The 15823-nt window shown below is 72.4% G+C and carries 14 protein-coding genes; 9 read left to right on the forward strand and 5 right to left on the reverse strand.

Going from position 1 to position 15823, the window contains the following annotated elements:
• Nucleotides 1–102: 102 nt before the first annotated feature.
• A complete protein-coding gene (locus tag OHO27_RS17675; RefSeq protein WP_328425018.1) occupies nucleotides 103–1035 on the reverse strand; it encodes a Ppx/GppA phosphatase family protein in 933 nt (310 codons plus the stop codon).
• Between the two features lie 74 nt (nucleotides 1036–1109).
• Between OHO27_RS17675 and OHO27_RS17680 the strand changes: the two genes are divergently transcribed.
• Nucleotides 1110–1979: a hypothetical protein gene (locus OHO27_RS17680; RefSeq protein WP_328425020.1), complete on the forward strand. Its 870-nt coding sequence runs from the start codon at nucleotides 1110–1112 to the stop codon at nucleotides 1977–1979.
• A gap of 23 nt (nucleotides 1980–2002) precedes the next feature.
• Here the strand turns inward: OHO27_RS17680 and OHO27_RS17685 are convergent, their stop codons facing one another.
• On the reverse strand, nucleotides 2003–3793 hold the full coding sequence (locus OHO27_RS17685; protein WP_328425022.1) for a BACON domain-containing protein: 1791 nt from the start codon (nucleotides 3791–3793) through the stop codon (nucleotides 2003–2005).
• 210 nt (nucleotides 3794–4003) lie between these two features.
• On the opposite strand from OHO27_RS17685, the gene radA reads away from it, so the two are divergent.
• Nucleotides 4004–5413 (forward strand): DNA repair protein RadA, encoded by a 1410-nt coding sequence (gene radA / locus OHO27_RS17690; RefSeq protein ID WP_328425024.1) that lies wholly within the window; start codon nucleotides 4004–4006, stop codon nucleotides 5411–5413.
• An 80-nt stretch (nucleotides 5414–5493) separates the two neighbouring features.
• Nucleotides 5494–6618 (forward strand): DNA integrity scanning diadenylate cyclase DisA, encoded by a 1125-nt coding sequence (gene disA / locus OHO27_RS17695; RefSeq protein WP_328425026.1) that lies wholly within the window; start codon nucleotides 5494–5496, stop codon nucleotides 6616–6618.
• A 51-nt stretch (nucleotides 6619–6669) separates the two neighbouring features.
• Here the strand turns inward: disA and OHO27_RS17700 are convergent, their stop codons facing one another.
• A complete protein-coding gene (locus OHO27_RS17700) occupies nucleotides 6670–7494 on the reverse strand; it encodes a hypothetical protein (protein ID WP_328425028.1) in 825 nt (274 codons plus the stop codon).
• Between the two features lie 186 nt (nucleotides 7495–7680).
• Between OHO27_RS17700 and OHO27_RS17705 the strand changes: the two genes are divergently transcribed.
• Nucleotides 7681–8313, forward strand: coding sequence for a phosphatase PAP2 family protein (locus tag OHO27_RS17705; protein WP_328425030.1), 633 nt, complete (start codon nucleotides 7681–7683; stop codon nucleotides 8311–8313).
• Between the two features lie 3 nt (nucleotides 8314–8316).
• Here the strand turns inward: OHO27_RS17705 and OHO27_RS17710 are convergent, their stop codons facing one another.
• Together OHO27_RS17710 and OHO27_RS17715 are read right to left on the reverse strand one after the other, a co-directional pair.
• Nucleotides 8317–8976 (reverse strand): response regulator transcription factor, encoded by a 660-nt coding sequence (locus tag OHO27_RS17710; RefSeq protein ID WP_328425032.1) that lies wholly within the window; start codon nucleotides 8974–8976, stop codon nucleotides 8317–8319.
• Nucleotides 8973–10565, reverse strand: coding sequence for a sensor histidine kinase (locus OHO27_RS17715; protein ID WP_328425034.1), 1593 nt, complete (start codon nucleotides 10563–10565; stop codon nucleotides 8973–8975). Before OHO27_RS17715 ends, OHO27_RS17710 begins: the two co-directional genes overlap by 4 nt.
• 246 nt (nucleotides 10566–10811) lie before the next feature.
• Between OHO27_RS17715 and OHO27_RS17720 the strand changes: the two genes are divergently transcribed.
• The 5 genes from OHO27_RS17720 to cseC all read left to right on the forward strand — a co-directional run bounded on the left by OHO27_RS17720 (nucleotide 10812) and on the right by cseC (nucleotide 15764).
• Entirely contained in the window at nucleotides 10812–11747 is a 936-nt protein-coding gene (locus tag OHO27_RS17720) for an A/G-specific adenine glycosylase (protein ID WP_328425036.1), read from the forward strand.
• Between the two features lie 353 nt (nucleotides 11748–12100).
• Nucleotides 12101–12640: a SigE family RNA polymerase sigma factor gene (locus OHO27_RS17725; RefSeq protein ID WP_003999062.1), complete on the forward strand. Its 540-nt coding sequence runs from the start codon at nucleotides 12101–12103 to the stop codon at nucleotides 12638–12640.
• Entirely contained in the window at nucleotides 12628–13383 is a 756-nt protein-coding gene (locus OHO27_RS17730) for a hypothetical protein (RefSeq protein ID WP_443059557.1), read from the forward strand. The genes OHO27_RS17725 and OHO27_RS17730 overlap by 13 nt, the downstream gene beginning before the upstream one ends.
• A 159-nt stretch (nucleotides 13384–13542) precedes the next feature.
• Complete coding sequence (gene cseB / locus OHO27_RS17735) at nucleotides 13543–14247, forward strand: two-component system response regulator CseB (protein ID WP_328425039.1); 705 nt, start codon at nucleotides 13543–13545, stop codon at nucleotides 14245–14247.
• A gap of 11 nt (nucleotides 14248–14258) precedes the next feature.
• Nucleotides 14259–15764, forward strand: a complete 1506-nt coding sequence (cseC, locus tag OHO27_RS17740; RefSeq protein ID WP_328425041.1) for a two-component system sensor histidine kinase CseC — start codon at nucleotides 14259–14261, stop codon at nucleotides 15762–15764.
• Nucleotides 15765–15823: the final 59 nt, after the last annotated feature.

A 15823-nucleotide genomic window follows, 5' to 3' on the forward strand; every position in this document is an offset into this window, starting at 1 on the left:
CACGGCCCCGACCCACCACACACCCGCAGGCGCAACGCGCACCCCCGCCCAACAGCCACAGGCCCCCGCAGGCACCCCCCGCCCAACCGCCGGAGGCAACCGTCACCCCACCGACAAGTGATCCAACTTCCGCAAAATCACGCCCTCCCGCAACGCCCAAGGACAGACCTCCAGCGTCTCCACCCCGAACAGATCCATCGCCCCCTCGGCCACCAGCGCCCCCGCGAGCAACTGCCCCGCCCGCCCCTCGGAGACCCCCGGCAGTTCCGCCCGCTGGACCACCGTCATCCCGGCCAGTCGGGGAACCCACGCCTCCAAGGACTCCCGCTTCAGCTCGCGCTGGGCGTACAGGCCATCCGCGGAGCGGGCGGCGCCGGCGAGGCGGGCCAGTTGCTTGAAGGTCTTGGACGTGGCGACCACGTGATCGGGCGCGCCGAACCGGGTGAATTCGCCGACCGTACGGGCGATCTGCGCCCGGACGTGCCGCCGTAGCGCACGTATGTCCTCCGGCTCCGGCGGATCACCCGGCAGCCAGCCGGCCGTCAGCCGCCCCGCCCCCAGCGGCAGCGACGCCGCCGCGTCCGGCTCCTCGTCGATGCCGTACGCGATCTCCAGGGACCCGCCCCCGATGTCCAGCACCAGCAGCTTCCCGGCCGACCACCCGAACCACCGCCGCGCGGCGAGGAAGGTCAGCCGAGCCTCCTCCGCACCGGTGAGAACCTGCAGCTCAACGCCGGTCTCTTCCTTCACGCGGGCGAGCACGTCATCGGCGTTGGTGGCCTCCCGCACCGCGGACGTCGCGAACGGCAGCACCTCCTCGGCGCCCTTGTCCTCGGCGGCCTGCAGCGCCTCGTGGATGACGCCGATCAGCTTGTCGATGCCCTCGGGGCCGATGGCCCCGCTGTCGTCGAGGAGTTGGGCAAGGCGCAGTTCCGCCTTGTGCGAGTGCGCGGGCAGCGGGCGCGCGCCGGGGTGCGCATCCACCACCAGGAGATGCACCGTGTTGGATCCAACGTCGAGGACACCGAGTCTCATGTACGGAACGCTACTGCCACCTGGTCGATCCTCCGTCCTCGAAGCCGCAGGTACGGACGCCGTACCCTGGACCCGTGCCAAAGACGAAAAAGGCGAAGACTGACAAGACGGCCAAATCAGCCAAGGGTTCTTCGCAGGCGAAGGCAGCCACGAAGTCGAAGAAGCCCACGAAGTCCGAGAAGGCCTCCCAGGAACCGGACGAGAAGGGTCTGGACTTCGCACGCGCCTGGGTGGAGTTCCCGGATCCGGCGGACGACGAGCAGGTCTTCCGGTGTGATCTGACATGGCTGACCTCCCGCTGGAACTGCATCTTCGGCAGCGGCTGCCAGGGCATCCAGGCAGGCCGCGCTGACGACGGCTGCTGCACGCTGGGCGCGCACTTCTCGGACGAGGACGACGAGAAGCGGGTCGCCGAACATGTGGCGAGGCTCACGCCGGAGATCTGGCAGCACCATGACGAGGGCATGGAGCACGGCTGGATCTCCGAGGACGAGGACGGCGACCGCCAGACCCGCCCCTTCAACGGCTCGTGCATCTTCCAGAACCGCGCCGGCTTCGCGGGCGGCGCGGGCTGCTCGCTGCACATCCTCGCCCTCAAGGAGGGCCGCGAGCCGCTGGAGACCAAGCCGGACGTCTGCTGGCAGCTGCCGGTCCGGCGGACGTACGACTGGATCGACCGGCCCGACGACACCCGAGTGCTGCAGGTGTCGATCGGTGAGTACGACCGTCGCGGCTGGGGCCCGGGCGGCCACGACCTGCACTGGTGGTGCACCTCGGCGACGTCGGCGCACGGCGCGGGCGACCCGGTGTACGTGTCGTACCGGCCGGAGCTGATCGAACTGATGGGCAAGGCTGGCTACGACCGCCTGGTCGAGCTGTGCGAGGAGCGGCTGGCGTCGCAGCTGCCGTTGCTGGCACCGCATCCGGCGGATCCCGTCGGCTGACGGACCGGGCAGGGAGCGGCGGCTTACGACCCCGACGGGCTCGGATCGCCGCTCCCGCTCCCGCTGGGCGGCGGCGTCGAGCCCCCGGGCTCGGACGGGCCGGACTCGGACGGCTCGCCGGGTGTGTGCGGCGGGTCGGAGGGCGAGGTCGGCGGGTCGCTGGGCGTCGGGTCGGTCGGAGCCGGGGTCGTCGGCGTCGGATCGGGCCCCGAGGACGAGGGCGGCGGCTCGCTGGGGGTTCCGGGGTCGGTCGGATCGGTGGGGTGGGGGTTGCTGGGATACGGGCCGGGGCCCTGCCCCGGCCCGGAGGGGCTCGGTGCGGTGCCGTACCCCTCGATGGAGACGAGGGCACCGGCGGGTGAGATCGCCACCCGCGCGCTCCAGTACCCGGACGGCTCCTGCAGCTGGTCGACGTACACCTTGATCGTCAACGACTCACCGGGCGCCAGCGTTCCCGCCGACTGACTCAGATAGAGCCAGTGCGCGCCGGTACTCGCGGACCACCGCACCGGCGTACGCCCCGTCGCCCTGAGGGTGACGAGCGTGGTGTCGCCGCTGTTGCCGGCCGACACCTCCAGGCCGCCGACGCCCGCCCCGCGCGCGCCGCTGACGCTGACGACCTCCACGGAGACGTCCGGTCTGCCGCGGTCACCGAAACTGTCACCACGTCTGGTGCTCGCGTTGCCCGCGTTCTCGTAGCCGTCGCCCGCGGCCTCCCCGTCGAGGCTGCCGGGCCCCTGCGCCTCGCTCGCACTGGCCGAGCTGCCGTCGACGCCCTCGCCGGTCGGCGTGCCCCGGTAGGCGGCCCACAGGGCGATGACCGGGGCGGCGACGACGGTGGCGACGACCGTCGTCGTCACGGCACGCGCGCGTAGCCGGTCCCTGCGGGCGGCACGATCCTTCGGGTCCATCGGGAACCCGCGCCGGTCGAAGCGCGGCACGGCCACGCCCCGCGCGCGTGGGGCGTGCGCGAGGGCCATGTGCAGGGCCGCGCGGGGCGCCTGAAGGACGGGCAGTTCGGCGGGGGTGACGGCCGCGCCGGGCCACCGGCCGGGGATCGCGCGCTCGGCGGTACGGCGGCAGCGCGGGCAGTCGTCGACGTGCCGGACGAGTTCGCGGCGCAGAGCCGTGCCGAGCACGAGCTGGTTGTCGCCGGTAAGCCGGGCGACGCCCGGACAGGCGCCGGTCTCGACGACGGCGAGGGCCGCGCGCGTGCGCTCGACCTCGCAGGCGGCGGTGGCCAGCAGCTCGCGGGCTGCGGCCAGGTCCATGCCGAGGACGGCGGCGACCTCGTGGGTGGCGAGGTGGTGGCGTACGGCGAGTTCGAGGGCCTCGCGCTGCTCCGGGGTGGTGCCGGCGGCCTCCGGCCAGGCCAGCAGGGCCAGTTCGCGGCGCCGCTGCTCCTGGACCTCCTCGGAGACGGCGGGTCGGTTGGCCTGTGTTCCCGCCTGCCGATGGGCGCCGGTCCGGCCCGCCGCGTGGCTGCCCTGACGTTTCTGCTTGGCCTCGGCCAGCTTGCGCAGGCACGCCCAGCGGGCCAGCGCGTACAGCCAGGGCCGTCGGTCCGCCGCGGCCTCCGGCACGCGCTGCCCGCGTCGTTCGGCGAGCGCGAGGACATCGCCGAGGGCGGCGGTCGCGGTGTCGTGGTCGCACAGCACGGACAGGCAGTAGGTGAACAGCCCGTCCAGATACGGCTCGTAGCGCGCGGGCGTCCGCTGCGCCACCGTACGCGCCGCCGCACGGTCGCGCGCCTCCCGATGCGCCCGGTGCGCGCCGGCCGTGCGGGTCGAGGTCTCCGGGCTGCTGCTCATCATTGGTGGACCGTAGGCGGCCCCGGGTGGCGCCTTCTCCCTGCTTGAGCAGTTTTACTCCGTACGGGTGAAACGATCCCTCAATAGGGGACAGGGGCGCCGGATTCCGTGGTTTGTGCATGACGAGAAGGCCCCGAGCAGGCATTGCGCCGGCCCGAAGCGGCTGTGCGCAGCCGTACGGCGTTGTCAGTGGGCTCGGTTACGGTTCATCGCATGGCTGCCCGTACCAAGTCCACGAAGGACCGCCCGTCCTACCGCTGCACCGAGTGCGGCTGGCAGACGGCCAAGTGGCTCGGCCGCTGCCCCGAGTGCCAGGCCTGGGGGACGGTCGAGGAGTACGGCGCGCCCGCGGTCCGCACGACGACACCGGGGCGGGTGACGACGTCCGCGCTGCCGATCGGGCAGGTCGACGCACGGCAGGCCACCGCGCGGCCCACCGGCGTGCCCGAGCTCGACCGGGTGCTCGGCGGCGGGCTGGTGCCCGGCGCCGTCGTCCTCGTCGCGGGCGAGCCCGGCGTCGGCAAGTCCACGCTGCTGCTGGACGTGGCGGCCAAGTCGGCGAGCGACGAACACCGCACGCTGTATGTCACCGGCGAGGAGTCGGCGAGCCAGGTGCGGCTGCGCGCCGACCGCATCGGCGCCATCGACGACCACCTGTATCTCGCGGCCGAGACCGATCTGGCCGCCGTGCTCGGCCACTTGGACGCGGTGAAGCCGTCACTGCTCATCATGGACTCGGTGCAGACCGTGGCCTCCCCGGAAATCGACGGTGCACCCGGCGGCATGGCACAGGTCCGGGAGGTCGCCGGCGCCCTGATCCGGGTCTCCAAGGAACGCGGGATGTCCACGCTCCTTGTCGGGCACGTCACAAAAGACGGGGCGATCGCCGGCCCCCGCCTCCTCGAACACCTCGTGGACGTGGTGCTCAGCTTCGAGGGCGACCGGCACGCGCGCCTGCGTCTGGTCCGAGGCGTCAAGAACCGCTACGGCACGACGGACGAGGTCGGCTGCTTCGAGCTGCACGATGAGGGCATCACGGGCCTTGCCGACCCAAGCGGACTTTTCCTGACCCGTCGCGACGAACCGGTCCCCGGCACCTGCCTGACGGTCACCCTGGAGGGCCGCCGCCCCCTGGTCGCCGAAGTCCAGGCGCTCACCGTCGACTCACAGATCCCCTCACCCCGGCGCACGACGTCCGGCCTGGAGACCTCCCGCGTCTCGATGATGCTGGCCGTCCTCGAACAGCGCGGCCGGATCAGCGCCCTCGGCAAGCGTGACATCTACTCCGCGACCGTCGGCGGAGTGAAGCTCTCGGAGCCCGCCGCCGACCTCGCCGTGGCCCTCGCCCTGGCCTCCGCCGCGAGTGACACACCTCTCCCCAAGAACCTCGTCGCGATCGGCGAGGTCGGCCTCGCGGGCGAGGTCAGACGGGTCACGGGCGTGCAGCGCAGGCTCGCCGAAGCGCACCGGCTGGGCTTCACGCACGCCCTCGTACCGGGCGACCCGGGCAAGATCCCTGCGGGCATGAAGGTGCTGGAAGTGGCTGACATAGGGGACGCGCTGCGGGTCCTTCCACGCTCGCGTCGCAGAGAGGCCCCACGGGACGACGACGACCGCCGGTAGACTTTGCCCAGGTCTCGCCCGTCCGTACGAACAGAGTGTGCGAAACGGAGCGCCCCAGAACCTGCGACCGGAGGAGTGCAGTGGCAGCCAACGACCGGGCAGCAGCTCCCGGAAAGTCCGGTGGGAGCTCCGGTGCCGATGGCCTGATGCGCGCCTCACTGAGCGCCGTGGCACCCGGCACGGCCCTGCGCGACGGGCTTGAGCGGATCCTCCGCGGCAACACCGGCGGACTCATCGTCCTCGGCTCCGACAAGACCGTCGAGGTGATGTGCACGGGCGGATTCGTCCTGGATGTCGAGTTCACGGCGACGCGACTGCGTGAGCTGTGCAAGCTCGACGGCGGCATCGTGCTGTCGTCGGATCTGTCGAAGATCCTGCGCGCGGGCGTCCAGCTGGTCCCGGACCCGACGATCCCCACCGAGGAGACGGGCACCCGGCACCGCACAGCGGACCGGGTCAGCAAGCAGGTCGGCTTCCCGGTCGTCTCGGTCTCCCAGTCGATGCGGCTGATCGCGCTCTACGTCGACGGCCACCGCCGCGTCCTGGAGGACTCGGCGGCGATCCTCTCCCGTGCCAACCAGGCCCTGGCGACCCTGGAGCGCTACAAGCTCCGCCTCGACGAGGTCGCGGGAACGTTGTCAGCGCTGGAGATCGAGGACCTGGTGACGGTCCGCGATGTCTCGGCGGTCGCCCAGCGCCTGGAGATGGTCCGGCGTATCGCGACCGAGATCGCCGAGTACGTGGTGGAGCTCGGCACCGACGGACGTCTCCTGGCCCTCCAGCTGGACGAGTTGATCGCGGGTGTGGAGCCCGAGCGCGAGCTCGTGGTGCGCGACTACGTCCCCGAGCCGACGGCCAAGCGCTCCCGCACGGTCGACGAGGCGCTGTACGAGCTGGACGCGCTCACCCACGCCGAGCTTCTCGAACTGTCCACGGTGGCAAGGGCGTTGGGCTACACCGGATCCCCGGAGGCGCTGGACTCCGCGGTCTCCCCGCGTGGCTTCCGCCTCCTGGCCAAGGTGCCGAGGCTGCCGGGCGCGATCATCGACCGCCTGGTGGAGCACTTCGGCGGCCTGCAGAAGCTGCTCGCCGCGAGCGTGGACGACCTCCAGACGGTGGACGGCGTCGGCGAGGCCCGGGCGCGCAGCGTCCGTGAGGGCCTGTCGCGGCTGGCGGAGAGCTCGATCCTGGAGCGGTACGTCTAGCCGGGCCACTGAGCCGGCTTCGCTCAGCCGGCTTCTGTCCGCTGACCGCCGCTAGTCGTTCTCCAGCACGAACGACGTCTGCGCCGTCCCGAACCCCGGCGTCTTCGCCTCCACCAGATACGTCCCCGCCGGAGCAGCCCCCGCGGGCGGCGTCGCGCACTGCGCAGCGCTCGCCTTGCGGTCCCATTTCACTGTGTACGTGATGCTCTCACCGGTGGGCACCCGGAACTTAAGGCTGCCGGAGACCTTGGGGCAGTCGGCGGAGGACCAGAAGTCGTTCTCGGATCCCGCCTGGGTGAGCGTCACCACGGCGTTCTTCGGGCCGAGGTCGACCTTGCAGTCGTAGCTGGAGGAGTTCGTCGCGGTCAGCAGCACGGCGGGCATCTGGCCGGGCTCGTACGCGTTGCGCTGGCTGCGCACCGTCAGCTTCACCGCGCCCGCGACACAGTCGGGCAGCGTGGAGCCCGCGGCGACCGCGTCGTCCGCGCCGACCCCGCCGGCCGCGCCGCCACCCGCGGATCCGCTGCCCGAACCACCGGAGCTCCCGTCACCGTCACCGGACCCACTGCCGTCACCGGCGCCGGAGCCGTCACCGGACCCAGACCCGTCGGAGTCGCCACCGCCGGGCGACTCGTCGCGCCCGCCCGGCGCTTCACTGATCGCCGGCCCCGAACTCGACGGGCCCGGGGTGATCGTCGAAGGCGCTGGATTCTTTCCGTCGGACCCGCCCTCGTCGTTCTTGCCGCCTCCGCCGCCCGAGGTGAGCACCCAGGCGGCCAGCAGCGCCAACAGGGCGAACACGGACAGCATTACGGCCCTCCGACGCCAGTAGATGGAGGAGGGAAGCGGCCCGACCGGATTGCGCAGAGATCCCACGGCGCAAACTGTACGAGAGATCGGCGCGCTGGCTTGCTCCACCCGCCGCCGAAGGCCGCAACTTTTCCGGATCATCATCCCGGAAACCCGCCCGGTAACGGCGCCCGACCCCTGTCTTCCGTCAGGCGTGACACCTGCCGATCGCAGGATGTGACGGTATCGGCCCGCCGCCTACGGTCCGTGACCATGGACTTCGAGGACGCGGAGCTCTACCGCGACATCACCGGCTTCGCCCACGACACCCCAACGTGGGTACAGCACACCGCCGAGATATGGACGGAGGCCGGACTGCTGCTGTTCGCCGCCCTGTTCGTCACCGCGTGGTGGCGAGCCAGACGCGACACCACCCGGACCTTCGCGATCGCGGTCCTTGCACCTCTGGCCACGGCTGTTGCGTACGTGGGCAGTGAGCTCCTCAAGTCGGTTGTCACGCAGGAGCGTCCGTGCCGGGCGGTACCGGACGCGACCGTCTCTCTCGCCGCCTGCCCGCCACCCGGCGACTGGTCCTTTCCCAGCAACCACGCCACCATCGCGGGCGCCGCGGCCGTCACCATGGCCCTGACCGGTCGGGCACTCCTGTGGCTGACGGCCCCCATGGCCCTGCTCATGGCCTTCTCCCGCGTCTTCGTCGGCGTGCACTATCCGCACGACGTCGCGGCGGGCCTCGTCCTCGGCGCGGTTGTCGCCGTGGCGGCCGTACGGCTCGGCACCGGCCCGGCGATCCGGCTGGCGGAGGCGATGCGGGCCTCGTCGGCGCCCGCCGTACGGTGGTTCACCGGACCGGGACCCGAGCGGGTCGCGTCGTACGACATGCGCTGAGCCTCACGACTCCACGAGGCCCGCCTCGTACGCCACGATCGCCGCCTGCACCCGGTTACGCACGCCCAACCGGTCGAGCACCGCGCTCACATACGCCTTCACCGTGCCCTCGACGAGGTGCAGCCGGGCGGCGATCTCCGGGTTGGACAGGCCCGCGCCGACGAGTCCGAGCACCTCGTGCTCGCGCGGGCTGAGCTCGGCCACGCGTGCGCGTGCGGCGGCCTCACGGCCGAGTCGCCCGTCGCGGCCGCCCAGTCCGTCGATGACATGGCGGGCCACCTTCGGCGACAGGAACGCCGCACCGCCCGCCACCGCCCGTACGCGCGCGATCAGTTCGTACGGGTCCCCGGACTTCAGCAGGAAGCCGGTGGCGCCGCCGCCGAGCGCGCGGGCCACGTAAGCCTGTTCGGAGAAGGTGGTGAGCATCGCGACGGCCGTGCCGGGGACGCTGCGTACGATCTCCTCGGCCGCCGCGAGCCCGTCCAGGCGTGGCATACGAATGTCCAGCAGGGCCACGTCCGGCCGGTGCGCCCGGGCAAGCTCGACCGCCTCGCGCCCGTCGCCGGCCTCCGCGACGACCTCGGTCTCGCCGGCGCTCATCAGGATGGCGCGCACGCCGGCCCGCACCATCGCCTCGTCGTCGGCCAGCAGTACGCGGATCACCGTACGAACTCCTCAGCTGTGGAAGGGCGTCGGGACAGTCCGCCCCTGGGGATCACGTCCTTGGAGACGAGCCTCCCCTCGTCGTCGAAGCAGAGCCTGAAGTGGTCTACGGAGACGAGGAGTTCGCCGCTCGCACGGTAGTAGCGGCAGTCGCTGCCCTCCGGGGGCGGCACGGGCGCGCGGTCGACGGGCGCGTCCCGCACGCTGCGGTCCGGCAGGACGTGCGCGAGGTCCCCGTCCGATGCCCCGAGCCGAAGCTCGGCGTAGGCGGCGGGCGGCAGGACCGAGTGGGTCTCCGTGTACGCGTACCAGGCGAACCCCCCGCCGACGAGCACGACGCCGGCGGCGACGGCGCCCGCGAGGGCGAGGACGACACGACGGCGGGCGCGGGTGTAGGGGGCGTACGGGGCCGGGGCCGGACGTACGGCTGAGGCGACGTCCTGCTCGGGGACGTGCGCCCACACGCGGAAGCCGTCGCCGCGGGGACCGGCCTCGAAGTCACCGCCGACCGCGGTGACGGCGGCGCGCAGGGCTTGCAGGCCGGTGCCGCCGGAGGCGAGGGGAGGGGGGCTCGGAGAGGTGGACGAGGGCGAGCCCCGCCCACTGGTCACCGTGACCGTCGTACCGCCCGCCTTCCTGGCCGCGGCCACGGCGACCTCGGCACCAGGTGCGTGCCGGGCGGCGTTCGTCAGTGCCTCGCGGACCACCCGGTACAGGACCCGCTCGGCGACGCCACCCGGCTCCAGCGCGACTGCCGTACCGCCGTCAGGCTCCGCCCAGTGCACCGCGAGCCCCGACTCGGCGGCGCGGGCGACGAGTTGCTCGACGGTCTCCCCCGGCGGGCTCAGGGACACCGGCTCGTCTTCCTCCCGCAGCACGCCGATGATGCGGTGCAGCCGGTCGGTGGCGTCCGCGGCCGCCGCGCGCAGGTCGGCAGCCGCGGTGCGGTGGTGGTCGGGAAGGTCGGGGGCGACCTGGAGGGCGCCCGCGCGCAGGGCGATGAGGCTCAGCTCGTGGCCCAGGGAGTCGTGCATGTCCTGGGCAATCCGGGCCCGCTCGCGCAGTCGGGCCCGCTCCTCGGCGATGCGCTGCTCGCCCTCCAGACGCGCGGCCCGGTTCCAGCCGGCCGCGGTCAGCTGCCGGCTCTGCCGCCAGTACCGGCCACCGAGCCAGGGGAAGACACAGCCGAACAGCAACGTGCCCGTCAGCACGACCCACTCCGGCGCCGGATCGACCCCGAACAGCGCGATCCTCGCCGTACCGAGAAACCCGACGCCCCCGAAGACGACGACGGCCGGCCGCACCCGTTGCGCGCGCAGACCGAGCAGCAGCGCGAAGACGCCCAGCGCGGGGCCGTAAGAGACGGTGAACAGAGCGGGGGCAGCCACCAGACTCAGTACGGCCGTCAGCGCGAAGGCCGCCGAGGGGCGCCACCGCGCCACGGCCACCGCGGCGGCGAGCACGGCCACCCCGGCCAGCTGCTGCCACCCGGCGCGCGGCTCGTTCATCCCGAGCCGGTCGGCCGTGAGCGCGGGCAGCACGAGGGCGGCCCACAGGAGGCAGGCCCGCCATATCCGAGGACGTTCCATCCGCCCGACGCTACAAGCGGGGGGTGGGTGGCCACTGCTGTCGATCGTCAGGTGCAGGGGCTTTCAGCCCGTCCGGCGTTCGAGGACGAGGCCCTCCGGGGCCGAAGCGGGGCGCTGGGGGCCTCTGGGGGCCGCAGGCCTCCAGGGACCGCCACCCACCACCCACCCGCAGCCGCAGCCGCAAAACGCACCGCCACCGCCGCCTACCCACCCGACCGCCCTCGACGTGGCAGGATCGGAAAGGCCATGACTGCGCCAACGAAGCCCCCGCACAGCGACTCCACCGACGCCGGCTGCGACGCCCCCCTCGCCGAGCCGCTGCAAGCAACCGTCATCGAATGGTTCGACGAGAACGCCCGCGACCTCCCCTGGCGGCGGCCCGAAGCCGGTCCCTGGGGAGTGATGGTCAGTGAGTTCATGCTGCAGCAGACGCCCGTGAACCGCGTCCTGCCCGTCTACGAGCAGTGGCTCACCCGCTGGCCCCGCCCCGCCGACCTGGCCAAGGACGCGCCCGGCGAGGCCGTCCGCGCCTGGGGCCGGCTCGGCTACCCGCGCCGTGCGCTGCGGCTGCACGGCGCCGCCGTCGCCATAGCGGAACGGCACGGCGGGGACGTACCGACCGACCACGCCCAGCTCCTCGCGCTGCCCGGCATCGGCGAGTACACGGCCGCGGCGGTCGCCTCCTTCGCCTACGGTCAACGGCACGCCGTCCTGGACACCAACGTCCGCCGGGTCCTCGCCCGTGCCGTGACCGGCGTGCAGTACCCGCCGAACGCCACCACCGCCGCCGAGCGCAAGCTCGCCCGCACGCTGCTCCCCGACGACGAGGGCACCGCCGCCCGCTGGGCCGCGGCCTCCATGGAACTCGGTGCGCTGGTGTGCACCGCGAAGAACGAGTCGTGCCACCGCTGCCCGATCACCGCACAGTGCGCCTGGCAGCTCGCGGGCAAGCCGGAGCACGAGGGCCCGCCGCGCCGCGGTCAGACGTACGCCGGAACGGACCGTCAGGTGCGCGGCAAGCTGCTCGCCGTACTCCGCGACGCCCATACGCCCGTCCCGCAGGCGGCGCTCGACCGGGTGTGGCACGAGCCGGTGCAGCGCGCCCGCGCCCTGGACGGCCTCGTCTCGGACGGTCTGGTGGAGCCGCTGCAGGGCGGGATGTACCGGCTGCCGCTGGGCTGACGCACCGACACGTCGCCCACGCGTGGGGCGCGTCACGGACGCACAGCCACATCACAGCCGTAGAGCGTCTGCAACACAGAAGGCACAGCCGCCGCACGGCCGCTACATGGCCACAATGCGGACATAACATCCCATACGCACCCTCAACTCCCCTGCCGTTTTATCCCTTTCCTGCTTCCGTTACACAACCGACGGACAGCCGAGCGCTAGCCGCAGGCTGCTTCGGACAGCCCCGTGACAACGCCTCCGTAGCTTCATTTCCGTACCCGACAGGCGGGGACGACTACGAACCACAGGCATTTACAACCGGCGGCCAACGAGCCGACGGGTACGGGGAATCGGAGGCGGTCAACATGGCGCAGGGAGAGGTGCTCGAGTTCGAGGAGTACGTCCGCACCCGGCAGGACGCGCTGCTGCGCAGTGCCCGCCGGCTGGTCCCGGACCCGGTGGACGCCCAGGACCTGCTGCAGACGGCGCTGGTGCGGACGTACCACCGCTGGGACGGCATCGCGGACAAGCGACTCGCGGACGCCTACCTGCGCCGCGTCATGATCAACACGCGGACCGAGTGGTGGCGGGCCCGGAAGCTGGAGGAGGTGCCGACCGAGCAGCTGCCGGACGCCTCGGTCGACGACTCCACCGAGCAGCACGCGGACCGCGCCCTGCTGATGGACATCATGAAGGTGCTCGCTCCCAAGCAGCGCAGTGTCGTGGTGCTGCGACACTGGGAGCAGATGTCCACTGAGGAGACGGCCGCCGCCCTCGGCATGTCGGCCGGAACGGTCAAGAGCACGCTGCACCGGGCGCTCGCCCGGCTCCGCGAGGAGCTGGAGAGCCGCGATCTGGACGCACGCGCGCTGGAGCGTGAGGAGCGGGAGCGTTGCGCGGCCTAGGCACGACGACGGGCGGCACCGGGCGCGCGGAAGCGGGTGACGGGGGCACCGACGGGGACAGCGGGGACCTCGGCTCACCCCGGTCCGGGCCCGCACCCGTCCGGGGGACCTTCCAGGCGGCGTTCACGGCGGTGGCCGTGGTCGTCGCCCTCGCCCTTTTCGCCTCCGGGTGCGCCACCGGCGGAACCGGTGCCCGCGACGAGGGACCGGCCCACGCCGACTCGGTGGGCGAAGCGGCCGTCTCGTCGACGCTCGCACCCTCGCCCTCGCCCTCGGCGTCGGCCTCGGCGGTGCCGGACCGGACGGAGGCCGTCCGCCTGGTCAAGGCGGACCCGGCGGTCTCGGCGGAGGTCAAACGCGAGCTGAAGCCGTGCGTCTCCGACGACTATCCCGTCGACGTGTCGTACGGCGATCTGACCGGCGGACCCTCGGACGACATCGTGGTCAACGTCCTGTCCTGCGGCGACGCGGTCGGCGTCGGCTCGTACGTCTACCGGGAGTCGGAGGGCGCGTACCGCAATGTGTTCAAGGCCGAGGAGCCGCCCGTCTATGCGGAGATCGACCGCGGCTACCTGGTGGTGACCAAGCAGGTGTACGCGAAGGACGACGCGCTGTCGAACCCGTCCAGCGAGAACGTGATCTCATACGAGTGGACGTCCGGCCGCTTCGTCCTGAAGTTCAGGACACGCACGGACTACGGCACCCTCGGCAGTGACGAGGAGTCGGCGGCGCCGGACGGCTGAGGTCCGGTCGCGACGGCAGTGAACGCATCGCGCGCTTCACGCGTCCCTCAAGTGGACACGTCCGACGCACCCGGAAGACGAGCACGGCCGGCGAACACCGCTGACGAGCACCGCTGAAGGCATACGGCAACACGGAACACGAGGACTGAGAGCACCGGGATGGCAGACCAGACCCACGTCCTGTTCGTCGAGGACGACGACGTCATCCGCGAGGCCACCCAACTCGCCCTGGAGCGGGACGGCTTCGCGGTCACCGCCATGCCCGACGGGCTGTCGGGCCTGCAGGCGTTCCGGACCGACCGGCCGGACATCGCCCTGCTGGACGTCATGGTCCCGGGCCTGGACGGCGTCAGTCTGTGCCGCCGTATCCGCGACGAGTCGACGGTGCCGGTGATCATGCTCTCCGCCCGCGCGGACTCGATCGACGTGGTGCTGGGCCTGGAGGCCGGCGCCGACGACTATGTGACCAAGCCGTTCGACGGTGCCGTACTGGTCGCGCGGATCCGCGCGGTGCTGCGCCGCTTCGGGCACGCGAGCGGCCCCGACCGCGTGGACGAGGCCGAATCGGCCGCCGCCGGCGGGATGCTGGCCTTCGGTGACCTGGAGGTCGACACCGAGGGCATGGAGGTGCGCAGGGACGGGCAGCCGGTTGCCCTCACGCCGACCGAGATGCGGCTGCTGCTGGAGTTCTCGTCGGCGCCGGGCACGGTGCTGTCGCGGGACAAGCTGCTGGAGCGCGTCTGGGACTACGGCTGGGGCGGGGACACCCGTGTCGTCGACGTCCATGTGCAGCGGCTGCGGCAGAAGATCGGCCAGGACCGCATCGAGACGGTCCGCGGCTTCGGCTACAAGTTGAAGGCCTGAGCGGGGCCGGCATGCGCGGGATGTTCAGACGCCCGGCTCCGTCCGGCGTGGTGCGCGCGGCGGGCCTCACGGACGCGGCCGACGCCGCGACCGTCGGTGGCCGTGGGACAGGCCTGGGTGCGGGAGCACATGCGGGCGCGCGCGTGAGTGGTCGTAGGAGCGGTGGCCGTACGAGCGGCCGCAGCGGCGCGCGCGGGCGCGGCCGGCTAGGGAGCCGTCTGGCCATTCGTACGGGTCTGCGGTGGAAGCTGAGCGCGGCGATCGCGCTGGTCGGCGCGCTCGTGGCGGTCGTGCTGAGCCTGGTCGTGCACAACGCGGCCCGGGTCTCGATGCTGGACAACGCGCGCGACCTCGCCGACGAACGGATCCAGATCGCCCAGCGCAGCTACGAGCAGTCCAAGCGGCTGAACTTCCCCAACGCCACGATCGACGACCCGGAGCTGCCCGCGGCGCTGCGGGAGAAGGTCGAGGAGGGCCGGCGGGCCACCTACGTGACCGACACGCCGGGCGGCACGCCCGACATCTGGGCGGCCGTACCGCTCACCAACGGCCATGTCATGTCGCTGCACACCGGGTTCACCGACCGCAGCGAGGACATCCTCGACGACCTCGACAAGGCACTGATCATCGGATCCATCGCGGTCGTCTTCGGCGGCAGCGCTCTCGGCGTCCTCGTCGGCGGGCAGTTGTCGCGCCGGCTGCGCAAGGCGGCGGCAGCGGCGCACCAGGTCGCGAGCGGGCAGCCGGAGGTGCGGGTGCGGGACGCCATCGGGGGTGTCGTACGGGACGAGACCGACGATCTGGCGAGCGCGGTGGACGCGATGGCGGACGCGCTGCAGCAGCGGCTGGAGGCGGAGCGCCGGGTCACGGCGGACATCGCGCACGAACTGCGGACGCCGGTGACCGGTCTGCTGACCGCGGCCGAGCTGCTGCCGCCCAGCCGGCTCACCGAACTGGTCCTTGACCGGGCGAAGGCCATGCGCACGCTCGTGGAGGACGTCCTGGAGGTGGCCCGTCTGGACAGCGCCTCGGAGCGGGCCGAGCTGCAGGACATCATTCTGGGCGAGTTCGTCAGCCGGCGGGTCTCGGCGAAGGACCCCGGCATCGAGGTGCGGGTCGTCCACGAGTCGGAGGTCACGACGGACCCGCGGCGCCTGGAGCGGGTGCTGTTCAACCTGCTGGCGAACGCCGCGAAGCACGGCCGGCCGCCCATCGAGGTCACGGTCGAGGGCCGGGTCATCCGGGTCCGCGACCACGGCCCCGGGTTCCCCGAGGACCTGCTCGCCGACGGGCCGAGCCGCTTCCGCACGGGCAGCAGTGACCGCGCGGGCCACGGTCACGGTCTCGGCCTGACGATCGCGGCAGGTCAGGCCCGGGTCCTCGGTGCCCGCCTGACCTTCCGCAACGTACGGCCGCCGGGTGCTGCGGAGCATGTGCAGGCGGAGGGCGCGGTGGCAGTCCTCTGGCTCCCGGAGCACGCGCCGACGAATACGGGAAGCTACCCGATGCTGCCGTAGGCCTGTTCCGATGCGCCCGCCGACAGTGGGGCCCGCTCCTCAGGCAGCTTGGCGGCTGC

It is taken from the genome of Streptomyces sp. NBC_00443 (assembly GCF_036014175.1).
Taxonomy (GTDB): domain Bacteria; phylum Actinomycetota; class Actinomycetes; order Streptomycetales; family Streptomycetaceae; genus Streptomyces.

Excerpts from the sequence above, each read along its gene's own strand:
- radA (WP_328425024.1), top strand. The coding sequence starts at position 4,004 with ATGGCTGCCCGTACCAAGTCCACGAAGGACCGCCCGTCCTACCGCTGC.
- OHO27_RS17685 (WP_328425022.1), bottom strand. The coding sequence starts at position 3,793 with ATGATGAGCAGCAGCCCGGAGACCTCGACCCGCACGGCCGGCGCGCAC.
- OHO27_RS17720 (WP_328425036.1), top strand. The coding sequence starts at position 10,812 with ATGACTGCGCCAACGAAGCCCCCGCACAGCGACTCCACCGACGCCGGC.
- OHO27_RS17725 (WP_003999062.1), top strand. The coding sequence starts at position 12,101 with ATGGCGCAGGGAGAGGTGCTCGAGTTCGAGGAGTACGTCCGCACCCGG.
- OHO27_RS17705 (WP_328425030.1), top strand. The coding sequence starts at position 7,681 with ATGGACTTCGAGGACGCGGAGCTCTACCGCGACATCACCGGCTTCGCC.
- cseB (WP_328425039.1), top strand. The coding sequence starts at position 13,543 with ATGGCAGACCAGACCCACGTCCTGTTCGTCGAGGACGACGACGTCATC.
- OHO27_RS17675 (WP_328425018.1), bottom strand. The coding sequence starts at position 1,035 with ATGAGACTCGGTGTCCTCGACGTTGGATCCAACACGGTGCATCTCCTG.
- OHO27_RS17715 (WP_328425034.1), bottom strand. The coding sequence starts at position 10,565 with ATGGAACGTCCTCGGATATGGCGGGCCTGCCTCCTGTGGGCCGCCCTC.
- cseC (WP_328425041.1), top strand. The coding sequence starts at position 14,259 with ATGCGCGGGATGTTCAGACGCCCGGCTCCGTCCGGCGTGGTGCGCGCG.